The sequence below is a fragment of the Solwaraspora sp. WMMD1047 genome (genome assembly GCF_029626155.1).
In the GTDB taxonomy this organism is placed as follows: domain Bacteria; phylum Actinomycetota; class Actinomycetes; order Mycobacteriales; family Micromonosporaceae; genus WMMD1047.
In genome coordinates this window covers 7859068-7879543 of record NZ_JARUBL010000001.1, presented here as the reverse complement: position 1 = coordinate 7879543, position 20476 = coordinate 7859068, and the positions used below count along the sequence as shown (strand labels likewise).

General features: G+C 74.4%; 17 protein-coding genes. 9 read left to right on the top strand and 8 right to left on the bottom strand.

Annotated elements, in window-relative coordinates; all coding sequences use genetic code 11:
* Nucleotides 1–73 precede the first annotated feature (73 nt).
* Nucleotides 74–1357, bottom strand: a complete 1284-nt coding sequence (locus O7627_RS35940; protein ID WP_278097892.1) for a hypothetical protein — start codon at nt 1355–1357, stop codon at nt 74–76.
* Nucleotides 1358–1539: 182 nt separating this feature from the next.
* Between O7627_RS35940 and O7627_RS35935 the strand changes: the two genes are divergently transcribed.
* Both O7627_RS35935 and O7627_RS35930 read left to right on the top strand, forming a co-directional pair.
* Nucleotides 1540–2235 (top strand): PASTA domain-containing protein, encoded by a 696-nt coding sequence (locus O7627_RS35935; RefSeq protein WP_278097891.1) that lies wholly within the window; start codon nt 1540–1542, stop codon nt 2233–2235.
* 118 nt (nt 2236–2353) lie between these two features.
* Nucleotides 2354–3169, top strand: coding sequence for a PASTA domain-containing protein (locus tag O7627_RS35930; RefSeq protein WP_278097890.1), 816 nt, complete (start codon nt 2354–2356; stop codon nt 3167–3169).
* A gap of 13 nt (nt 3170–3182) precedes the next feature.
* Here O7627_RS35930 and O7627_RS35925 read toward each other — a convergent pair whose 3' ends face one another.
* On the bottom strand, nt 3183–3482 hold the full coding sequence (locus O7627_RS35925) for a hypothetical protein (protein WP_278097889.1): 300 nt from the start codon (nt 3480–3482) through the stop codon (nt 3183–3185).
* Between the two features lie 526 nt (nt 3483–4008).
* Here O7627_RS35925 and O7627_RS35920 point away from each other — a divergent pair.
* From O7627_RS35920 to O7627_RS35910, 3 genes are all read left to right on the top strand, one after another.
* Nucleotides 4009–4890, top strand: coding sequence for a helix-turn-helix transcriptional regulator (locus tag O7627_RS35920; RefSeq protein ID WP_278097888.1), 882 nt, complete (start codon nt 4009–4011; stop codon nt 4888–4890).
* The gene (locus O7627_RS35915; protein ID WP_278097887.1) at nt 4854–5081 is read left to right on the top strand and encodes a DUF397 domain-containing protein; all 228 of its coding nucleotides are present in this window, start codon (nt 4854–4856) and stop codon (nt 5079–5081) included. Before O7627_RS35920 ends, O7627_RS35915 begins: the two co-directional genes overlap by 37 nt.
* A 242-nt stretch (nt 5082–5323) precedes the next feature.
* On the top strand, nt 5324–5740 hold the full coding sequence (locus O7627_RS35910; RefSeq protein WP_278097886.1) for a hypothetical protein: 417 nt from the start codon (nt 5324–5326) through the stop codon (nt 5738–5740).
* Here O7627_RS35910 and O7627_RS35905 read toward each other — a convergent pair.
* Complete coding sequence (locus O7627_RS35905) at nt 5708–6310, bottom strand: hypothetical protein (RefSeq protein WP_278097885.1); 603 nt, start codon at nt 6308–6310, stop codon at nt 5708–5710. The genes O7627_RS35910 and O7627_RS35905 overlap by 33 nt on opposite strands.
* Before the next feature lie 126 nt (nt 6311–6436).
* Between O7627_RS35905 and O7627_RS35900 the strand changes: the two genes are divergently transcribed.
* Nucleotides 6437–8302, top strand: a complete 1866-nt coding sequence (locus O7627_RS35900) for a S8 family serine peptidase (protein WP_278097884.1) — start codon at nt 6437–6439, stop codon at nt 8300–8302.
* An 18-nt stretch (nt 8303–8320) separates the two neighbouring features.
* Here O7627_RS35900 and O7627_RS35895 read toward each other — a convergent pair whose 3' ends face one another.
* The 5 genes from O7627_RS35895 to O7627_RS35875 all read right to left on the bottom strand — a co-directional run bounded on the left by O7627_RS35895 (nt 8321) and on the right by O7627_RS35875 (nt 15857).
* Complete coding sequence (locus O7627_RS35895) at nt 8321–9061, bottom strand: cellulose binding domain-containing protein (protein WP_278097883.1); 741 nt, start codon at nt 9059–9061, stop codon at nt 8321–8323.
* 85 nt (nt 9062–9146) lie between these two features.
* Nucleotides 9147–9551: a DUF742 domain-containing protein gene (locus O7627_RS35890; protein WP_278097882.1), complete on the bottom strand. Its 405-nt coding sequence runs from the start codon at nt 9549–9551 to the stop codon at nt 9147–9149.
* A complete protein-coding gene (locus O7627_RS35885) occupies nt 9548–11782 on the bottom strand; it encodes a nitrate- and nitrite sensing domain-containing protein (RefSeq protein ID WP_278097881.1) in 2235 nt (744 codons plus the stop codon). The genes O7627_RS35890 and O7627_RS35885 overlap by 4 nt, the downstream gene beginning before the upstream one ends.
* A complete protein-coding gene (locus O7627_RS35880; protein ID WP_278097880.1) occupies nt 11770–14517 on the bottom strand; it encodes a helix-turn-helix transcriptional regulator in 2748 nt (915 codons plus the stop codon). Before O7627_RS35880 ends, O7627_RS35885 begins: the two co-directional genes overlap by 13 nt.
* A gap of 8 nt (nt 14518–14525) precedes the next feature.
* Nucleotides 14526–15857, bottom strand: a complete 1332-nt coding sequence (locus O7627_RS35875; protein ID WP_278097879.1) for an Hsp70 family protein — start codon at nt 15855–15857, stop codon at nt 14526–14528.
* A 305-nt stretch (nt 15858–16162) separates the two neighbouring features.
* Between O7627_RS35875 and O7627_RS35870 the strand changes: the two genes are divergently transcribed.
* The 3 genes from O7627_RS35870 to O7627_RS35860 all read left to right on the top strand — a co-directional run bounded on the left by O7627_RS35870 (nt 16163) and on the right by O7627_RS35860 (nt 20468).
* On the top strand, nt 16163–17029 hold the full coding sequence (locus O7627_RS35870; protein ID WP_278097878.1) for an IniB N-terminal domain-containing protein: 867 nt from the start codon (nt 16163–16165) through the stop codon (nt 17027–17029).
* A gap of 146 nt (nt 17030–17175) precedes the next feature.
* On the top strand, nt 17176–19005 hold the full coding sequence (locus O7627_RS35865; RefSeq protein ID WP_278097877.1) for a dynamin family protein: 1830 nt from the start codon (nt 17176–17178) through the stop codon (nt 19003–19005).
* The gene (locus O7627_RS35860) at nt 19002–20468 is read left to right on the top strand and encodes a hypothetical protein (RefSeq protein ID WP_278097876.1); all 1467 of its coding nucleotides are present in this window, start codon (nt 19002–19004) and stop codon (nt 20466–20468) included. The genes O7627_RS35865 and O7627_RS35860 overlap by 4 nt, the downstream gene beginning before the upstream one ends.
* Nucleotides 20469–20476 lie beyond the last annotated feature (8 nt).

The following is a 20476-nucleotide window of genomic DNA, read 5'->3' as shown; positions in this document are numbered from 1 at the left end:
CACGGCCTGGCTGCGCCACGAGCACGGGAGTTCCGCTGCTCGTGCGGGAGCGGGCGGGGTCCGTCTCGGGCGATCAGTCCGCGGGGCGGTCGTCACTGGTGGCGGCGCCCGCAGGCGGCGGCGGATCGTCGGTGGTGGCCCGCTGCCGGCCGATCCGGCCGCGCAGCCCCTTTGCCGAACCGCGCCGGGTCGGCCCCGGCTCCCGGCCGGACTCGGCGGCCGGACGATCGGACTCGGTACGCTCCCCGCCGACCGCCGGCCCGGCCTGCCGATCCTCGTCCGTCCGGTCGGCCTCCGGATCGGTGCCGGTTGCGCGGGCTGGCGCCGTCGCGTCCGCGGCAGCGGCCCGGGCGTCCTCGGGGTGGTCGAGGTCCGAGCGGTACCGATCCGGCTCGACCGTTGCCGAGGCGAACTCGCGGCGCTGGGCCAGGGCCGCGACAAGCGCCGAGCCGGCCAGCCCGGCGATCACCGCGTACGGCGCCATCAGGTGCGCGGAGAGCTGCTCGGGTTCGCTGCCGATCAGTCGGGGCGCGGTCAGGAAGTAGGCGACCGCCACCAGCAGCGGGCCGACCGCGCCCGAGACGGTGGCGCCGACCCGGGTCCGTGCCGTCCGGGCGGCGGCCCGGGCGGTGAGTGCGCCGATCACCAGCGCCGAGCCGAGAGCGAGCGCCGCCGCCGGCCAGTAGAGGTGGTCGCGGTACCAGAACCGCTCGCCGTCGGAGGTGATCTGCCAGACCCCCAGTTGGGCCGTGGCCAGTCCGCGGCCGGCCGCCACACCGCTGGCCACCGCCACCACCGCGAGCGACCAGAGCCAGCCCGCGGTGCCGATGATGTTGCTGGCGACCGCCGGCGAGTGCAGGGCCCAGCAGGCCGCCAACAGGCCGAGCAGGATGCCGAGCACCGCGTACCCGGCGGCGATGGTCTGCGGCGAGAAGGTGTCGGCCCGGGTGGCCGCCCGGGCCGGCACGGCCACCAGCGCGACGGTGAGCAGCGCGCCGACGGCGGCGGCGACCGCGAGCGAGATTCGCCACAGCGGGCCGTCCACCGACCGGAGGGACTCGCCGTGCCGGGGACCGGTCGGCGCCCACCGGTCGTCGGCCTCCGCTGGTGCGCCCGCCCGGTCGACGTCCGGTCGGCCGAGCCGGTGGGCCAGCGTGGCGCCGAAGATGGTGGAGGTGGCGGCGATCCAGACGGCCCAGGTCAGGCTGGCTACCCAGGCGGCCTCGGCCGCGCCGTCGGCGGACGGCAACCACGCGATGATGCCGAGCCCGTACCCGAGTCCCAGCTGCGCGGCCCCCGCGCCGGCGGCGACGCCGATCGCCGTGGCGATCGACCCTCCCCAGCCTCGTGCGGCCATGCCGGGCAGCGTAGCGTTCAGCCGCCAGCGGGGCGAGCCGGGCGGAGCAGCGTACCGGCCTGCTCACCGTGGGTGCCGGTTGCCGTGCTGGACAGGGCACAGGATGCTGTCGGTCAGCGGGGCACGTCGGTGACGGGATCTCGGCGGGTGCTACCGCCCGGATGGTGAGGCGGTGTTCGAAGATGGCGGACGGGTTCCCGGGTGGGGCGGAACCGCAGCGGCCGGCGGGACGCGGGCGGCTTCCGCTGGTCGCGGGCGTCATCGCGGGTTTCGTCCTGCTCGCCGCGATCGGCACGCTCAGTGGGTGGCTGCTCGCCGGCGGAGTCGGCGGCGACGCGGACCCGGAGGACCGGTTGGCCGGCGCCAGCCCGACCGCGACCACCCCGGCGCCCGTCCCGACCACCCCGGAACCGGAACCCCCGGCCGTGACGCCGGATCGGCCGACCGCCCTGCCCGAGGTGCCGGACAACCGGCTTCGGCTGCCGGACCTGGTGGGCACGGACTTCAAGGAGGCGCGGACCGAGCTGCGTAAGCGCGGCCTGGGTTGGCAGGTGATCTTCGGCGCGGCCGGCGACGATCCGGCCGTGTCCCGGACCGAGCCCCGGGCCGGCACGACCGTCGGCCGGGGAACCACCGTCAAGCTGTACGTCGTCGGCGCGGCCCCGGCGGTGGCGGTTCCGGAGGCCACCGGCCTGCCCTGCGCCCGGGCCGCCGCCAAACTGATCGACAATGGTCTCTACCCGAGGTATCCCACCGGTAAGGTCGGGCCGGTGGTCCGGCAGGACCCGGCCGCCGGGACGGAGGTCCGCTGGAACGACCAGGTGAACCTCTACTGCGGTGGCGACCCGGACCGGCCGAGCGCCTCGCCGGAGGGCTGACCGTCGCGCCGGGCCGGGTCTGTCAGTTGGACAACTGAGCCCGGTGCCGCCGGGTTCCGCGAGAGATAGTTGACACAGTCGTGGGGCGGGCGCCCACCGGGTGGGGAGGGGACCGGCCATGGCCGACGAGCGTCAGGAACCCGGCGGCGAACCGGTTGATCGCGCTGACGACCGGACCGCCGCGCTGCCCCCGCAGCCCGGTGACACCGCCGCGCTGCCCCCGCAGCCCGGTGACACCGCCGCGTTGCCGCCGACGGGCGGTGACGAGACCGCCGCGTTGCCGCCGACGGGCGGTGACGAGACCGCCGCGTTGCCGCCGACGGCCGGCGGAGTGCCGGTCTCGCCGGCCGGGTCCGGGTCGGACCGGGGGCCGGCCTGGTCGGGCCGGGCCGGTGTGCCGCCGCCACGGTCGGCGGCGGCCGGCTCCCCACCGGACTGGGGCGGCGGCGAGTACTACGAGCAGTCCGACCGGCGGTGGTGGATGCCGATCCTGGTCGGGGTGGTGGCGCTGATCCTGATCGGAGTCCTGATCTTCGGTGGCTGGTTGATCCTGCAGTCCACCGGGGACAGTGACGGCCCGCCCGTGCCGTCGCCGGCACCGACCGCCTCACCCACGCCGCGCCCGACCTCGGCGGCGCCCACCACCGCCTCGCCGACGCCGGCGGAGACGACGCCGGCGAGCGTGCCGATGCCGCCCCTGGTCGGGCTGCCCCGGCAGGCGGCAACCGACCTGCTCGACGGGTTGGGCATCGACTACCAGATCCGGCTGCGGCCGTCGAACCGTCCGGCCGGGACGGTGATCGAGACGGACCCGGCCGCCGGTGAGCCGGTGGCGGAGGGGGAGCCGGTGATCCTGGTGGTCGCGGAGCCGGCCAGTCCGGAACCCGGTCCGACCGGCCCGTCGACCTCGGCCGGGCCGGATCCGAACGACTGACCCTCAGGCCCGGTCAGCTGACCCGCAACCGCCTGGCGACCACCGACGACGAGGTACGCCGGATCGGGGAGATCGGCCGCTGGTTGCGCCGGATCGGCGTCGGCCGTAGCTGATTGAGCCCCGCGACCTGCACGAAGATGGACCGGCGTTCGACCGCGTCGCCGGCCGAGTTGAGCTGGTAGCCGTCCAGCCAGACCCAGCCGGTGTAGGTGGGCCAGTCGTGCACCCGGATCACCCGGAAGAGGATCGGCTCGGCGAACTGCACGCTCGCCGCGCGGGTCACATGTAGAACGTCGCCGGAGCGGGGTAGCACATCAGCTCCTGTTCAAAGTGGCCGGATGGGACCGGCTCGGGTGTGTCTGGTGGGGGGGTTGGCCAGACCGGACGGACCGATCCGCAGATCGTCAGCAGGTCCGGCCCGGCCAACACCCGTCGACTCCGGGACCGCGCCAGCCGCCGTAGCGTCCGCTGGCTTACAGCGGCTGGGCCTGATTACCCCGGAGTTGGGGATCCGGCCCAGGTTACGGCGCGACCGGGTGGTCGGTGGGGGGCGGCCCTCGACCACCCGTTACCGTGAGGACGCTGCGTAACCTGAGGCATACGGACAGACTGCATCAAGAACATGATCAATGCAAGTTGCAGTTTGGTTCTTGCTCCAAAGGGTGATTCGATGACATCCGGCCGCTTGATGGGCCGAGTGCCGGGCGGCAGACTGGATCCGTTTCGGTTGCGCGGCCGACTGAATCATGACAACTTTCGCCGCCGTCCTGATCGCCCGCTGTTCGAGGTCGCGCCCGCGGCGGGGTCTTCCACTCGCGCGATTGACCGGAGGTGACCCGGTGACCGAGCGCCGGAGCCCGACCATCCGTCGCCGTCGACTCGGAGCCGAACTTCGCCGGCTCCGGGACGCGGCGAACGTCACCATCGACGGGGTCGCCGAGCGGTTGGAGTGTTCCGCGTCGAAGGTGTCCCGGATCGAGACCGGACACACCATGGCGACAGTTCGCGATGTCCGCGACATGCTCGACATATACGGCGTCGGCGGCGTGGAGCGTGACGAGTTGATCCAGATCGCCCGAGAGGCCCGGCAGAAGGGCTGGTGGCATCCGTACAGCACCGTGCTGACCGGCGCCTACGTCGGCATGGAGGCGGCGGCCGGGTCAATCCGGGCGTACGAGCAGCAGGTTGTTCCCGGGCTGTTGCAGACCGAGGAGTATGCCCGCGCCATGATCAGATCCGCCCGTCCCGACATAACCGCCGACGAGGTCGAACAACGCGTCCGTGTCCGACTGGGCCGCCAGTCGTTATTGACCCAAGACGATCCGATCGATCTATGGGTGGTGCTCGATGAGGCGGTGTTGAGTCGGCCGGTGGGCGGCGATGCGGTGATGCGGACCCAGTTGGAGCGGCTGGTGGAAGCCGCCGACCTGCCGAATGTCACGCTCCAGGTCCTGCCGTTCGAGGTCGGCGCGCACGCCGGCATGGACGGCACGTTCACGATTCTCGACTTCCCGGAACCGGGAGACCCCGACGTGGTCTACGCGGAGAACGCCACGGGTGGTCTCTTCCTGGAGAAGAGTGAAGAGCTACAGAAGTACGCGTTCATCTTCGACCACATCCGAGCAGCGGCCATCCGCCCGGAGGAGACCGTAGCTCTCATCGCGAAGCTGGCAAAGGAGCCGTTGTGGAAGTCAAGGCAAAAGGGTTCCGCGTGGACTTGAGCAGTGTGGCCTGGCGTAAGAGCTCGCGCAGTGGGCCGAACTGCGACAACTGCGTCGAGGTGGCGTTCGCCGTTGGCGCCGTCGCCGTACGCGACTCGAAGAACCCGACCGGCCCAGCGTTGATCTTCAGCCCTGGCGAATGGGGTGCCTTCGTCGGAAGTACAAAGGTCGGCGAGTTCGACCTGGCCTGACCGGCCGGGGTAAGCGGAATCGACACCAGATCAGCAGGTCGGATGGATGTTGCGCCATCCGGGGGCGCGATCGTCCGAGCCGGTGCGGAGCCGGCGGACGGTCGCGCCCCGGCCGTTTCCCGGCCGACCCGTCGCCAAAGTCCGGCCCGGGTCGTTGTACCGGACACCCGACACCGCGGAAACCACTCCCCATCCGCGCTGGCGGGCCGATCAGGCGGGCGACTAGCGAGGCGGGCGAGACGATGACTATCGAATTGGACGACCTGAGCAACGGTTCTGCCAAGCCGGCGCGGTTCGCCGGGAAGTACCGCGGAGCGCGCCGCGAGAATCCGCCCCGGGAGGACCTCGGCCCGTCGGTGGAGATCGGCGGCGACCCGGCCGGTCTGGAGCTGGTGGGACCCGCCGACCTGCCGCCGACCCCGCTCGACCTGAACGGACTCGGTGACCTGCCCGGCCCCGATCCGGTCGGTTACCCACCCCAGGACTGGCACGCCGGTTCCGGCGAGTCGCTTGTGGAACATCCGCTGCTGCGGGGCCTGCTGCTCGAACTCCCGCCCCGCGGAACCGCCCCGGGAACCGAGTGGCTGGATCGCTGGTTCGAGGCCGCCCGGTCCATCCTGGAACTGCTATACGTGCAAGAGACCACTCGGCCGCGGTGAGGCCGGCGGCCGCACCACTACGGCCCGCTCCGCGAGCCGGCTGTGGCGCAGGGCATGCCGGACGCCGATCGTCACCGCGACGAAGACCGCGCCGGTGAGCACCATCCCGATCATCGCCGGTCCGGTCAGTGCCACCAGGCCGGTGGCGGTCACCATCGCCGGCAGGGTCACCAGGCCGGCGACCTGCAACGGGAAGCCGATCATCGGATGGGCGGCACCGGCGCGCAGGGCCGGCGGCACCGGGGTGTCCGGCGCCGCCCGGAAGGCGCCGGCGGCCAGCCAGAGCCGACGCAACCGAGGTACGGCCGAGAGCGCCACCACCATCGCCGGCATCGCCGGCAGGGCGAGGTGCAGGCTGAGCCGGTCGGCCACGGTCGGCCCCGCCGAGATCAGAGCGGCAAACCCGACCGCCGCCATCGCCAGGAGCCCGGCCAGGGTGAGCGCGAGGAGCGAGCCGGTGCGTCGGCGCAACGCTCCGGCGGTTCGGGCGCCGGGCAGGCCGTCGGCCACCAGGCCGGCCGCGAGCCACCCGGCGGCGAGCCCGATCAGCATTGCCAGCTCGATGTTCATGAAACCGATTCTTTCCCGGTTCGCGGCCGCCCGAATCCGGGTCGTACCCCCCGTGCTCCCCCAGATCAGACCCGTAAGGGCCGCAACCCCGCGGACGGCCCCACCCCGCTGAGAGAAGGAGAAGAGATGCGCCGCTCCCACCGCGCCGCTGTCGCCGTATCGGCCATCTGCGGCCTGTTGGCGGTAGCCGCCACGCCCGCCGCGGCGGCCGAGCCCGCCGGGGTGATCCGTTCCGCCGGCGGCCCGACCGCCATCGCCGGCAGCTACCTCGTCGTCTTCGAGACCTCCGCGGTCGCCGCCAGCGAGGTGGGCGCCGCGGTCGGGGACCTGGTTCACCGGTACGGCGGCACGGTGGCCCGCACCTACCGGGCGGCGCTGCGCGGTGCCGAACTGCGGGCGCCGGCGCGGGTGGCGGCCAGGATCGCCGCCGACCCGTCGGTCGCGTTCGTCGAGCAGAACCACGCCGTCACCCTCGCCGGGATCCAGCCGAACCCGCCGTCCTGGGGGCTCGACCGGATCGACCAGGGCAACCTGCCGCTGGACAGCTCCTACACGTACCCGGACCCCGCCACCGACGTGCACGCCTACGTCATCGACACCGGAGTCCGGGTCAGCCACTCCGACTTCGGTGGCCGGGCGGTTAGCGGTTTCGACGCGGTCGACGGCGGACCGGCCGACGACTGCAACGGGCACGGCACCCACGTCGCCGGCACCATCGGCGGCTCGGCCCACGGGGTGGCCAAGGCGGTCCGGATCGTCGGGGTACGGGTGCTCAACTGCGGCGGCAGCGGCACCACGGCGGGGGTCGTCGCCGGCGTCGACTGGGTGACCGCCAACGCCGTCCGACCGGCGGTCGCCAACATGAGTCTCGGCGGCGCGGCCACCCTCTCCCTGGACACCGCGGTTCGCAACTCGATCAACTCGGGCATCAGTTACGGCCTGGCCGCCGGGAACGACTTCGGCGCCAACGCCTGCGGCAACTCGCCGGGCCGGGTCGCCGAGGGAATCACCGTCGGTGCCACCACCTTGAACGACTCCCGGTCGTCCTTCTCGAACATCGGCTCCTGCCTGGACCTGTTCGCGCCCGGCTCGGGGATCACCTCGGCCTGGCATACCGGTGACGGCGCCAGCAACACGATAAGCGGCACCTCGATGGCGGCCCCACACGTGGCCGGCGCCGCCGCCCTGCTGCTGGCCGCCAATCCGTCCTGGAGCCCGCAGCAGGTCCGCGACCGTCTGGTGGAGACCGCCACCACCGGGGTGGTGACCAGCCCGGGCGCCGGCTCGCCGAACCGGCTGCTGCGGGTCACCCTCCCGGACGGACCGCCCCCGGCGGACGACTTCTCCGTCGCCCTCACCCCGGCGGCTGGCTCGACGGCCCCCGGCGGCTCGGTCACCACGACCGTCCGTACCGCCACCACCAGCGGTTCCGCGCAGCCGGTACGGCTCACCCTGAGCGGTCTGCCCGCCGGTGCCACCGGGGTGTTCGAGCCGCCCACCGTCACCTCCGGCGAGTCCGCCACCCTGACGATCAGCACGGCGGTGGGCACCCCGGCCGGCCGGTACCCGGTGACGGTGACCGGTACCGGTCGGCTGGTCACCCGGACCGCGAGCTACGTCCTGACGGTCACCGGAACGGGCGGCACCTGCACCGCGAGCAACGGGACCGATCACCGCATCCCGGACGCCGGCCCGCCGGTGCACAGCCCGGTCACCATCACCGGCTGCGGGCGGGTCGCCGCGGCACGGGCGACGGTCGCTGTGCGGATCCTGCACAGCTACCGGGGTGACCTGGTGGTCGATCTGATCGCGCCGGACGGCTCGGCGTACCGACTGAAGTCCGCGAGCTATCTGGACAGCGCCGACAACGTCGACGCCACCTTTGCGGTGGACCTCTCGGCCGAGCCCGCCGACGGGACCTGGCGGTTGCGGGTCCGCGACGTCTTCGCCTACGACACCGGCCACCTCGACGGCTGGACCCTCACCGTGTAGGCGAGCGGGAACCGGCCATCAGGGGGTCGGCGACGGCAGGTCGCCGGTGCACGGCCGACCGTCGATCGTGCAGGCCGTCGGCGTGGTGGCACCGAGCGCGGCACCGGAGACCCGGAAGGTGAATCGGAAGGTGCCGCCGGCCGGCACGCCGGCGGCGTCCGGCAGCGGCGTGAACGTCCAGATGGCACCGTCCTGCGCCGCCTGCGCCCCGGTGACCTGGCCGACCGCGAGGGTACGCCGCGGCAGGGTGATCACCACCGTCCAGCCGGACACCGCGACCGGCCCGGGATTGGCGATCTCCACCGCCCCCAGGTAACCGAGGAGGGACGGATCCTCGGTCGCGTACCCGGCGGTCAGCGGCACCGGCGCGGGCGGTTCGGCGGCCGGCGGCGGTGCGGTCGTCGGACCGTCGGTCGGACCCGGCGGGTCGACGGACCCGGCGGGGGCGCCGTCGGTGCCACCCGGGCCGATGCCGGCCGTGCCGGGGTCCGAGGTGGGTGCCGCCTCGGTGGCGGCCGGCGGCGCCACGCCCAGCGGAGCGAGCCCGTCCGGCGTCCGCACCAGCGCGGTGACCACCAGGCCGGTTCCCACCACCACGGCGATGGCCGCGACGACCAGTCCGCGCATCATCAGCCGGTTGCCGCGGGCTCCGGTCACCAGCCGGTGGGGCGCCCGCCCGAGGCCACTCACCGCGGCCTGCGCGAGGTCCAGCGCGGCCACCGCCCTGGTCCGCGGGGGACCCTGCCTGACTCTGCTCACCACTGTCTCCTTGCTCACCCGGCCCCCACCCGGCCGGCTCTCCGCCCGACCGTTTCCGGCCCGACCGTTTCCGGCCCGTCCGCCGTCACAGCGCACGCAGTCCGGCGAGGAGCGCCTCCAGCAGATTCTCGGAGGGCAGCTCGGTCAACAGCGGCGGCTCCCGGGTCTCGACCAGCCCGGCGTCGAGCAGGTCGCCGACCAGGACCCGTACGGTGCCGACCGGGAGGTTCAGCGCCGCGCCGATCTCGGCCACCGACAGCGGTCGCCGGCAGCGCTCGATGATCTCAGTCTGCTCCGGCGACAGCGGCTCCGCACCCCGGACGTCCGGGCAGGTCGTCACCTGGGAGATCAGGTCCAGCTCCGGCCGGACCGGCCGGGTCCGACCGCTGGTCATCGCGTACGGCCGGACCACCGGCCCGGCGTCGTCGTCGTACCAGGCGTCCTCCTCGTCGAGGTTGGCCAGCACGGCGGGGTATCCACGCGTGGTCATTGGGGACGCCGCCGGTTCGGCAGGGTGACCCGGTCGGCCGGCCCGGTCCTGCGGGTGCGGTCGGCCGCCCGGGTGGGGTCGGCGGAGCTGGTGAGGTTGGCGCCGCTGGCGGGGTTGGCGCCGCTGGCGGGGTTGGCGCCGCTGGCGGGGTTGGCGCCGCTGGCGCCGCTGGCGGGGTTGGCGGCGCGAGTGGGTCCGGCCGGCGCGGGGTGCGGGGCGGGTACCGGTGCCGGTCCGTTGGTCGGATCGTCCGGCTGGCCGTCGGGTTGGCCCTGGGGGTCGACCGCGGGCAGCTCCATCGTCGTCTGCTCACCGCCGGGACCGCCGGGTCCGGCGAGCAGCGCGGCGGGAATGAGCACCCGGGCGGCGGTGCCGCCGCGGTGTCCCGGGGCCAGCTCGACCCGGACCCTCCACCGGCTGGCCGCCAGGGCGGCCCCGTACAGGCCGTGTCCCGCCCCCGGCGGCCGGACCGGCGGCGGGTCGCGCAGCAGGGCGTTCGCGGCGGCGAGCGTCTCCGGGGCCAGGCCCGGCCCGTCGTCCAATACGACGATCAGGCAACCGTGGTCGCGGAACTGCACGCTCACCCGGACCGTGCTCTCCGGCGGGGAGCAGTGCAGACCATTCTCGATGAGTTCGGCCAGCAGGTGGGTGAGATCCAGGACGGCCGGTCCGGCGAGCGATCCGGCCCAGGCGGAGGAGACCAGCACCCGCTCGTACTCGGCCACCTCACCGGCCGCCCCGCGGACCACGTCGATCAACGGCACCGGCCGCCGCCAGCGCCGGGCCGGCCGGGCCCCGGCGGCGGTGATCATTCTTTCCACGTTGCGCCGGATCCGGGTCGTCAGATGGTCCACCCGGAACAGGTCGGCCAGCTCCTCGGCGTCGGTCTCGCGACGCTCCATCGCGTCCAGCAGGTTCAGCTGCTGGCGAAGCAGCACCTGGTTGCGGCGGCTGAGCTGCAGGAAGAGGTCATCGCCCGGCAACCTGGACGGATCGGCCAACGAACCGTTGTGGACGTGCCGGTCGCTCGGTCGGGCCAGTTCGCTCGTTCGGGTCCGGTCGCTCGTTCGGGTCCGGTCGCTCGTTCGGGTCCGGTCGCTCGGGTGGGTCCGGTCGCCCGGTTGCGGCTGGTCGGGTGGGTGGATGGGTTCGGTCGGGTCGGCCTGTTCCACCGGCCGGCGGGCCGGGCACCGGGTCGTGGCGAGGGCGCCGACGATCGCCGCCACCACCACGAGGAAGCCGAGGCCGCCCACCAGGCCGGTGCGGACCACCACCCCGATCGTGGCCGGGGTGGCCCGCTCCACGCTGTCGCGGACCCCGTCTGCCACCAGGTCCCGCAGGTCGGCGAGGACCGGCTCCACGGCCGACCGCCACACCTGTGGCGGGATCGCCGGGATCTCGTCGTCGCCGCTGCCGGGCGCGGTCAGCTGGTCCTCCAGGGTGCGCAGCGCGGTCAGCCCGTCCCCGCCGACAAGCGTGCGGTAGCGGTCGCGTTCCGGCGGCGGCAGGGCGGCGGCGGCCTCGGCGCGGACGAACCGCTGCGCCGCCACCAGGTCGGCCAGCCGGGCCCGGTCGGCGGGCGTCAACCGCCGCGCGGTGAGCGCTCCGGTGAGCAGGGTGTCCTCCCGGGCCAGCACCTCGCGGGCGCGGGCCAGCGCCACGAACGACCTGGTCTGCTCGATCAGGCCGGTCTCCCGACTCGTCCACTGGCCGGCGTAGACGGCGAATCCGGCATCGATCATCTCGGTGTAGGCCGTGGTGGCCTGGTCGCGGTCCAGCCCGCCCGCGTCGACCGACCGGCGCAGCGGATCGAGGGTGTCCAGCCGCCGGATCAGCTCAGCCGCCCGGTCGCGTACCTCCTCGGCACCGACCAGCCGGAGGTCGGTGCCGGTGTTGAAGGCGCGGAGCTTGGCGATCGCCGCGTCGGTGTCGGCCCGCTGGGCGGCCAGCGACGCCGGACCGCCGCCGGGCTCCGCCAGCGCGGCCGCGGTGAGCCGCCGCTCGGTCTGCAGGCTGAGGATCAGCGCGTCGGTGGGCTGCCCGAGCGTGGTGCTGAGGGTGCGTACCCGGAGCAGGTCGGCGGCGTCCCGTCCGGTCAGGAACGCCGCGTACCCCCAGCACAGGGTCAGCGCCGCCACCAGCAACGCGACCCGGCGCCGACCCGCCGAGCCGGTCCGGCCCGGCGGTGCGGTCACCCCGGCCCCGGCCGGCTTCGTGTTCAGGCCGGCCATGGCTGGCCGGTCAGGTCGCTGCCACCGGATCGGTCATCCGCCATCACCCGCAGCCGGGCCAGGAGCTCACTGCGGTTGGCGCAGTTCAGCCGCTGCCGGATCCGGGCCACATGGTGTTCGACGGTCTTCGCCGAGATGAACAACCGGTCGCCGATCTGCCGGTAGGTGAGCCCGGCGAGCACCAGGTCGGCCACCTCCTGTTCGCGATCGCTGAGTCGGCCCTGGTCCCGGCCGGTCACCGGGTCGGCGGCGGAGCCGGGTGCCCGACCGGGACCACCGGTGCGGCCCTGCAACATCCGGGCGCAGTCGAGCAGCGTGGTCATCGCCTTGCGGTCCGAGGTCCGGATCGCCGCCTGGCCCGCCAGCCGGGCCCCGTCCCAGTGCAGACCGATGCCGTGCAGGCCCCGGGCGGCGCCCTCGACCCGGACCGGATCGACGGTCCCGCGCAGCACCTCCACCCAGCTCTGCGCCGCGGTGGCCAGCACGGCGGCGTATCGGCTGTGGCCGGCGGCGGCGGTGAGCGCGGCGACGTGCCGGTCGGCCTCGGCAGGCTGTTCGGCGATGATCGCGGCGTGCAGATTGCTCCAGTGCAGCGGGGCCGCCCACAACGGCGGGTCGCCGAGCCGGGCCAGCACCGTGCTGGCTTCCGCCAGGTACGGGGCGAGTTGGGCCAGCTCACCCAGCCGGGCGGCCGCCACCGCCAACTCCCCGAGGGGCAGCAGGGTGAACAGGTCGACGGGGTGCCGGATGACCGCCTCGCGGGCCTGCTCCCAGGCCCGGCGCAGCGCCGGCAGGTCACTGTTGCGCCGGGCGATGCCGAGTTCCAGGCCGGCGGCGAAGAGCAGATCCCGCGACTCCAGCCCGCCGACGTCCGGTCCGACCGATCCCGCTGCCCCGGATCGGCCGGCGGACGGCCCGCCGTCGTCGGTCGACGCGGCGCCGTCGGCCGGCTCGGCGTCGTCCCGCCCGAGCACGGTGGCGAGCCGGTCGGTGGCCGCACCGCAGTGGCCCCGCACCATCGCGATCCAGGCCTGCAGCAGGCCGTGCCGGCGGGCCATCAGCGCGGCGCCGGTGCGGCTGGCGGTGGCCCGCTCCAGCACCCGGTCGGCGATGTCCAGCTCCCCACAGTGCATGGCCACCAGGGCGGCCAGGGCGGCCGGGCTGTCCGGCAGCAGTACGGCCCGACCGGCCGGTTCCAGCAGCCCGGCCGCCCGGACCAGGGTGGCCAGCGCGGTGGTCGGCGGCTCGGACAGCGTCTCGCGTACCCCGCGGGCGGTCTGGGTGGCGGCCCCGGTGAGCAGGGTCGGCGGCCCGCCGGTCGGTGGTTCGCGGACCAGCCGGTCGAGATCGTCGCGGTCGCCGGTGGCGAGGGCGCTGATCGCGGCGAACGCCAGTGACGAGGTGGTGCCCGACCAGCGGTAGAGGTCGGCGGCCCGGCCGTGTTGACCCCGGTGGGTCAGCGCGGTGGCGGCGACCGTGGCCGCCTCCGCCCGGTCCGTCGGCCCGGCCGCCTCGACCAGCCGGTCGGCCAACCGGAGCGCGGAGTCGAGGTGCCCGGCGAGGGCGGCGGCGGTGGCCTGTCGGGCGGTCGCCGGTCCGCCGGCGGCGACCGCGGCGGCGAACAGGTCGGTGGCGAGCCCCGGGTCGTCGGCGAGTGCCTCCTCGGCGGCCGCGGTCAACAGCGGGACCGGGCAGCCGGTTCCGCCGGCGGTGCCGAGCAGCGGGCGGACCAGCGGCAACACGGGTCCACCGCGACGCAGCTGCAGCTCGGCGAGTCGGCGCCACACGTCGGCCCGCTCGGCCGGTGGGGCCAGCGAGACGAGTGCCCGGCGGACGATCGGTGGCAGTCGGTCGTCCCGCCCGAGCAGCCCGGCGGCCCGGGCCGCCGCCACCGTCCCGCCACCGTCCGCGGTGTGGACGCCCCGGTCGGGGCCGTCCGGGGAGGTCGACGCCGGACCGGTCAGCAGCCGGTCGAGCATCTCGACCGGGAACTCGACGCCGGCCGCGACCGCCAGCAGAATCCGGCGGACGTCCCCGGTCAGCTCCTCCAGGTCCGGCGCGAACGCGGCCAGCGCGGATTCGGGCACCTCCGGCGGGGGCGGCCCGGCGATGGCGGCGGAGCCGAGCGTGCGGGCCAGCCGATCGACCGACCGGGGAATGCCCCCGGTCTGCCGGTGCACGAAGCTGACCATCGCCGGATGCGGGGCCGCGCCGCCGACCCGGGCGAGCTGGGTGGCGGTCTCCGCCGGGGTGAACGGAGCCGGCAGCAGCGCCGGCCGGTCCCGCCGCAGCAGCTCGGCCAGTTCGGCCAGCGCCGGCGGTCGCGGCCAGGGCCGGTACGCCAGCAGCAACCTGATCCGACCGGTGCGGACGAGCGTGCAGAGCTCCCGCAGGGCGGCGTCGTGCAGCAGGTGTGCGTCGTCGACCAGGAGCGCGTGGCCGGCCAGTGCGGTGTGGTCGCCGGCCGCGCCGAGGAGGCTCGCGGCCCGGTCCGCCCAGGCCAGCGTGCCGGGGTCGACCGGTCCGGCCGGGCCGGTCCAACCGTCCCAGACCGGCACTCCCGCCTGCCGGTACCGCCGTCGCGCCTCCGCCAGCAGGCTGGACTTGCCGTACCCGCCGGGAGCCTGGATGGCCGCGGTGAGCGGCGCGTGCGGGTCCGTCTCGATGGCGTCGAGGAGCGCCCGGGACGGCTCGTCCAGGACGAGCTGCGGTTCGGTGGTGGTCGGCAAGCTCAAGGATGTCCTCACGAACGGGCTCGGGAGTAGGCGGTCCGGTCCCGGTTGGCCGGGCCGGCGGCCGGCTGCGCCAGGCGGTTCCGGGGCAGCTTCAGTGGGGTGATCCTGACTGGTGGGCGGGGTGGTGGCTCGCGCCGGCCGTCGTCGGCCAGGTCCGGCCGGCGAGCCGGAACGGTCGCCGGGCCGGCCCGCTCCGGGGCGCGGCCACCCGGCGTGGGCCGGCCCGGATCGGTGCGGTCCCAGCGCGACGGTCGAGGTGGGGCGACGATCTGCCGGGCCGCCCAGGCCGCCCCGGCGGCGGCGGTGAGCTGGGGATCGGACTCCACCGTCACGCCGACCGGCAGCCGCTGCGCGACCAGGTCGGCCACCAGCGGGATCCGGGCCGAACCGCCGATCAGCAGCACCCCGTCGAGCTGGTCGGCGGTCAGGCCGGCCGCCCGGACCGCCCCGGCCAGGGTCTCCACGGTGAGCCGCAGCCCGGGGCGGATCAGCTCCTCGAACTCGGCCCGGCTCACCGGCACCCGGGTCGGGCCGTCGGGCAGCTGCAGCCGGACGTCGGCCTCGGCCGCGACGGTAAGTCGTTCCTTCGCGCTCACGCAGGCCGCGGCCAGCCCGGCCAGGGCCGGCGGGTGTGGGTCGGCCTGGTGGCGAGGGGTGCTGGCCGGCCGGCCGAGCTGGTCGCGGACGTGTCGCAGCAGCGCGGCGTCGAAGTCCGCGCCGCCCAGTGGCTGCCCCGGATCTCCACCGGTGACCAGCTCGAACCCGCCCGCCCGGGACCGGCGCACCACCGAGGCGGCGAAGGTCTCGCCGCCCAGCGCGTACACCGCCAGACTGCGTCCGGTGAAGCCCTGGCAGGCGTGGCTCTCGGCGGCCACCACCGGCTCGGGCAGCAGCGTCGCGTGTGGAATGCCGGCCGCCCAGAGGGCGTGCCGGAGCAGCTCGGTCCGGTACGGTCCCCAGCCCGCCGGATGGCTGAGCACGACATGTTCGGCGGGGCGGTCGGCCTGCTGGGCCATCACCCGCTCGATGACCCAGGTGGCCAGCACGGCGGTGAGCGCCTCCGGGGTCCACGCCTCGCCGTCGACGAGCATCGGCACCGGATCACCGATCCGCCGGGCGAATCCGCGGGCGGTCCGCCCCCGGTCGGGTGGCTGGCCGTACTCGGTGGGGTCGCCGACGGCCAGCGAGCCGTCGGCGCCCAGCTGCAGCACCGACGGGATGGCGAAGGAGTGGGCACCCAGCCGGACCGGTTCGGGGCGGGTCCAGCCGTCCTGTGTCAGCCGGGCGACGGCGGCGGTGGTGCTGGTGCCACCGATGTCGATCCCGAGGACGTACGGCATCCCACCCGTTCCTTCACCGACAGTGATCATGGGGCGATCGCGAACGCCGGCCGCCCCCTGGCTCGCCCACTTTGGGCTCCCCTGTTCGTACCAGAGATCCATCCACCGACGGGACCCTAAATCTGGCGGTACGGATCCCCTATGCCCCTAACCCACGCGGCGCCGGGTGCCCTAGTTCAGCCGGCGCAGGTTCCGGCACCGACCCCGATGCCCGGGGGACCCCCGACGCCTACCGTCGGTGACAGCCCACGGAGCTCCAATCTGCCAACCGCTCCATCCCCCGCCGTTCGAGGAGAACGTCACCCATGGATTCGACCCAGACCCTGCACGACTTTGTGCTGAACCTGCTCACCAACCCGGACGCCCGGTCGGCGTTCGAGCTCGACCCGGAGGGCACCCTGCGCAGCGCCGGGCTGGGTGACCTGACCCCGGCCGACGTCCAGGATGTCGTACCGCTGGTCGTCGACTACGTCCCGGTGCAGGGCCTCACCAACCTCGACGCGGTGGGCGGCCTCGGCCTGGGTGAGCTCTCGCCCGACGTCAGCGGTCTGGTCGGGCACGTCCAGTCCACCGTCGAGCAGGTCACCGTCGCCGCGAGCCCGACCAGCGCCGACGTCAACGTCGCCACCCTCGGCGCGATCACGGTCGACCCGGTCGGGCTGGGCGTCGGGGCCTCCCTGCTCTCCGACATCGGGGTCGGGGTGAGCCCGTCCGGGGTCGGCGTCGACGTCTCCGGCGCGTACGACGTGGCCGGCACGCTCGACGCCGAGGTGCTGGAGCCGGTGACCACCGACGCGGTCGGCACCGTGGGCGGCACCGTCGACTCGACGGTCGGCATCGGTGACGACCTGGTGGGTGGCGTGGCCCCCGACGGGCTGCTCGGCACCGCCGACCTCACCCTGAACACCGTGACCGGCACCCTGGACACCGCCACCAACCTGGTGAACTCGCTCGACGTGGGCGGGCTCGGCCAGGGCCTCGGCGGCACGCAGGCGCCGGTGGTCGGCGACCTCGACGCCGCTCGGGTCGTCGGCGGCGTCACCGGGACCGTCGACAACACCCTGGACGGGGTCGGTGTCGGCAACGTCACCGGCAGTCTCGGGCTGAGCGCCGGGGCGGACGCCTCGGCCGGCACCGGCGGCCTGCTCGACCTGGGCGACGGTCTGCTCTGATCTGGCGGAACCCGCCACAGTGACCCAAGGGCTGCCGGGAGTTCGATTCGCCTCCAGTTCCCGGCAGCCCTTGCTCCACGTGCGGCAACCCATCGTGATTGCGGTGGAACCCTTGCCAATCACGATGAAATCGGCACACTCGTATCGTGATTGCGCCGACCTGGCTCGACGTTCTGGATGAAACCGTTCGGGTGTGCGCCGCGCACGGCCGCACCGATCTGGTCCAGTCGCTGCGGCAACGTCGAGCCCAGCTGCTCGACCCGCAGCTGCGGGTGCTGGTGATCGGTGAACCGAAGCAGGGCAAGAGTCAGCTGGTCAACGCCCTCATCAACGCTCCGATCTGCCCGGTGGGTGGGGAATCGGGGGTGCCCACCGTCATCCAGCACGCCGCCGAGCCGTATGCGACGCTGGTCCGCACCGCGGCGCCGGCCCCCGGCCGGGACGGTGCCGGGCCGGTCGACCGGACCCCGGTGCCGCTGACCGACCTGGCCGCCGGCTTCGGCGGTCGGCTCGCCGGACTCTCCCCGGCCGCCACCCACGTCGAGGTCGGCGTCCCCCGTGGACTGCTCGCCAGCGGGCTGGTCCTGATCGACACCCCGGCCGCCGTCGGGCCGGATCCGGCCGCCAGCATCACATCGCTCGCGGCCGCCGGCCGCGCCGACGTGGTCCTGATGGTCTCGGACGCCACCCGGGAACTCTCGGTCACCGAGCTGAACCTGCTGCTCTTCGCGATGCAGTCCTATCCCCGGCTGATCGTGGCGCTGACCAAGACCGACCTGGCACCGGACTGGCGTACGGTGGCCGAGCGAAACCGGCAGCACCTGGCCGGCGCCGGCGTGCCGGCCGTGCAGGTCCCGGTCTCGGCGGCGCTGCGGTTGCGGGCGGCGGCCGGGAACGACCCGTCGATGAACGCCGAGTCCGGCTTCCCCGCCCTGATCAGCCGCCTGACCCAGGATCTGGCCGCCAAGGGCGACACGCTGGCGCGGGCCAGCGTGGGGCTGCTCACCCGGACGGTGATCGAGCAGCTCGCCGCGCCGATGCGGGCCGAGCTGTCCCGCAACAGCGGCGGTACGCCGGCCCCGCTGTCCCGGCTGCACCAGGCCCAGCGGGCCGTCGACGAGCTGCGGCGCTGCTCGCAGCGGTGGCAGAACGCCCTCTCCGACGAGATGACCGACCTGATCGCCGACCTCGAGTTCGACCTGCGCGACCGCAGCCGGGCCATCCTGAAACGGGTCGACGAGGCGCTGGACACCGCCGATCCGCAACCGGCCTGGCCGGCGCTGCGGGACTGGTTCGCGGAGAACCTGGCCGAGGCGGCGACGGCGAACCACGAGTGGCTGGTCCAGCGCTGCGACTTCATCGCCCGGCAGGTCGCCGACCACTTCCTGCCCTACCGGTACGACGTGCTGCCGACCTGGTCGGTGCGGGCCCCGGACCTGCGGGCCGCGATACCCGACATCGAGCAACCGCAGATCGAGCGATTCACCCCCACCCAGAAGGTCTTCAGTGGACTGAAGGGATCGTACGGCGGGGTTCTGATGTTCGGTCTGGCGACGACGCTGGCCGGCCTGCCCCTGATCAACCCGGTGTCGCTCGGAGCCGGGGCGCTGTTCGGCGGCAAGAGCATCTGGGACGAGAGCCGCTCGCTGCGCAAGCGCCGGCAGGCGGTGGTGAAGGCGGCCGCCCAGCGGCACGTCGACGAGTTCTTCATGCGGATCAGCAAGGAGAGCAAGGAGTCGGTCCGGCAGGTGCAGCGGACCCTGCGGGACCATTTCACCGCGCTGACCGAGGAGTTGCAGGAGGAGATCGTCCACTCGTTCCGGACCGCCAAGCAGGCCGCCGACGCCGACGCCGCCGAGCGGGAGCAGCGCCACCGCGACATCGAGCGGAAGATGAAGCGGCTGGCCGGCCTCTTCGAGGAGGCCCAGGCCCTGGTGGTGGGGCGGACCCGGACCGGACTGGAGGCGACCGGGTGACCGGCCGGCCGGATCTGCCCGGTGCGGTGTGGCGGCTGCTGCACGAGGCGTTGGAGGTCTACCGGGACAGCCGGACCGCCACCGACGCGCTGCACGACCAGCTCGCCAGGTTCGACGGTCCGCTGCGGATCGCCGTGGTGGGCGGCTGGCGGTCGGGCCGCTCGACCCTCATCAACGCGGTGCTGGGCGAGGAGGTCGCACCGGTCGAGGTCCCCGCCGGGGGCGCGGTCCTCACCTGGTACGAGGACGGGCCCGAGCCGCGGGCCACCGCGTACGCGGCCGGTGGGGTGACCGGCGAGCTGGTGGTGACCCGGTCGGCCGGCGGGATCCAGGTCGATCTCGGCGGCTGGCGGCCGGGCCGGATCGACGACATCGTCGTACGCTGGCCGACCCGGGCGCTGCGGCAGGCCACCTTCCTGGACACCCCGGCCCTGCCGCCGGGTGAGGTGGAGTCCGATCGGGGCGGGGTGGTGGACCGGATCCTGCGGGAGGCCGACGCCCTGCTCTACCTGACCCGCGACGGCGGCGAGGCGGACCTGCGGTTCCTGGAGTCGGTGCGGCGCGGGTTGGTCGGCCGGTCCGGTCCGGTGAACGTGATCATGGTGTTGTCCCGCGCGGACGAGGCCGGCGGCGGGCGGATCGACGCGCTGCTGACCGCGAAGCGGCAGGCCCGCCGGCTGCGCCGCGATCCCCGGGTCAGCGCATCCTGCCGGACCGTGGTGCCGTTCGGCGGTCTGGTCGCGTTGGCCGGCCGGCTGCTCAGCGAGCCGGAGTTCGCGGCGCTCGGCACGCTGGCGGCGCTGCCCCGCGCCGAGCTGGACGACCTGCTGCTCTCCACGGACCGGTTTCTCGGTGCGACCGGAGCCCCGTTGCCGGTCGAGGCCCGTCGGGCCCTGCTGGACCGGCTGGGCATCTTCGGCGTCCGGCTGGCGACCACCCTGATCCGCTCCGGCAGCGACACCCGGGCCAGCCTGGCGGCCGAGCTGGTCCGGCGCAGCGGACTCCTCGAGCTGCGGGAGGCGATGGCCCGCTACCTGATCGACCGGCGGGAGGCGCTGCGGGCGCGGGGTGCCCTGGCGGCCCTGGAGGACCTGCTGCGGGCGCGGCCGCGGCCCGGGGCGCGGGAGCTGCTGGCCGGGGTGGAACGGATCCTCGCCGGTGCGCACGAGTTCGCCGAACTGGGGCTGCTCGCCGCGCTGCAGGACGGGGTGCTGGAACTCGACGGCGAACTGGCCGAGCAGGCCCGCCCGCTGGTCGGCGGGAACGGCACCGCGATCGCGGCCCGGCTCGGCGTCGACCACGAGGCCGACCCGGCGGAGCTGTGGGCGAGGGGGAACGAGGCGCTGCGCCGCTGGCAGGACCGGGCCGAGGATCCCGAGCTCGGTCCGGATCAGCGGCGGGCCGCGCGGACCGTGGTCCGCAGCTGCGAGGGCATCCTGGCCGAGCTGTACCACCGCGGCTGACCCGTCCC

Coding starts and splice junctions, on each gene's coding strand:
- O7627_RS35890 (WP_278097882.1), bottom strand. CDS start 9,551: ATGACCACGCGTGGATACCCCGCCGTGCTGGCCAACCTCGACGAGGAG.
- O7627_RS35930 (WP_278097890.1), top strand. CDS start 2,354: ATGGCCGACGAGCGTCAGGAACCCGGCGGCGAACCGGTTGATCGCGCT.
- O7627_RS35910 (WP_278097886.1), top strand. CDS start 5,324: ATGACTATCGAATTGGACGACCTGAGCAACGGTTCTGCCAAGCCGGCG.
- O7627_RS35875 (WP_278097879.1), bottom strand. CDS start 15,857: ATGCCGTACGTCCTCGGGATCGACATCGGTGGCACCAGCACCACCGCC.
- O7627_RS35905 (WP_278097885.1), bottom strand. CDS start 6,310: ATGAACATCGAGCTGGCAATGCTGATCGGGCTCGCCGCCGGGTGGCTC.
- O7627_RS35900 (WP_278097884.1), top strand. CDS start 6,437: ATGCGCCGCTCCCACCGCGCCGCTGTCGCCGTATCGGCCATCTGCGGC.
- O7627_RS35885 (WP_278097881.1), bottom strand. CDS start 11,782: ATGGCCGGCCTGAACACGAAGCCGGCCGGGGCCGGGGTGACCGCACCG.
- O7627_RS35870 (WP_278097878.1), top strand. CDS start 16,163: ATGGATTCGACCCAGACCCTGCACGACTTTGTGCTGAACCTGCTCACC.
- O7627_RS35940 (WP_278097892.1), bottom strand. CDS start 1,357: ATGGCCGCACGAGGCTGGGGAGGGTCGATCGCCACGGCGATCGGCGTC.
- O7627_RS35935 (WP_278097891.1), top strand. CDS start 1,540: ATGGCGGACGGGTTCCCGGGTGGGGCGGAACCGCAGCGGCCGGCGGGA.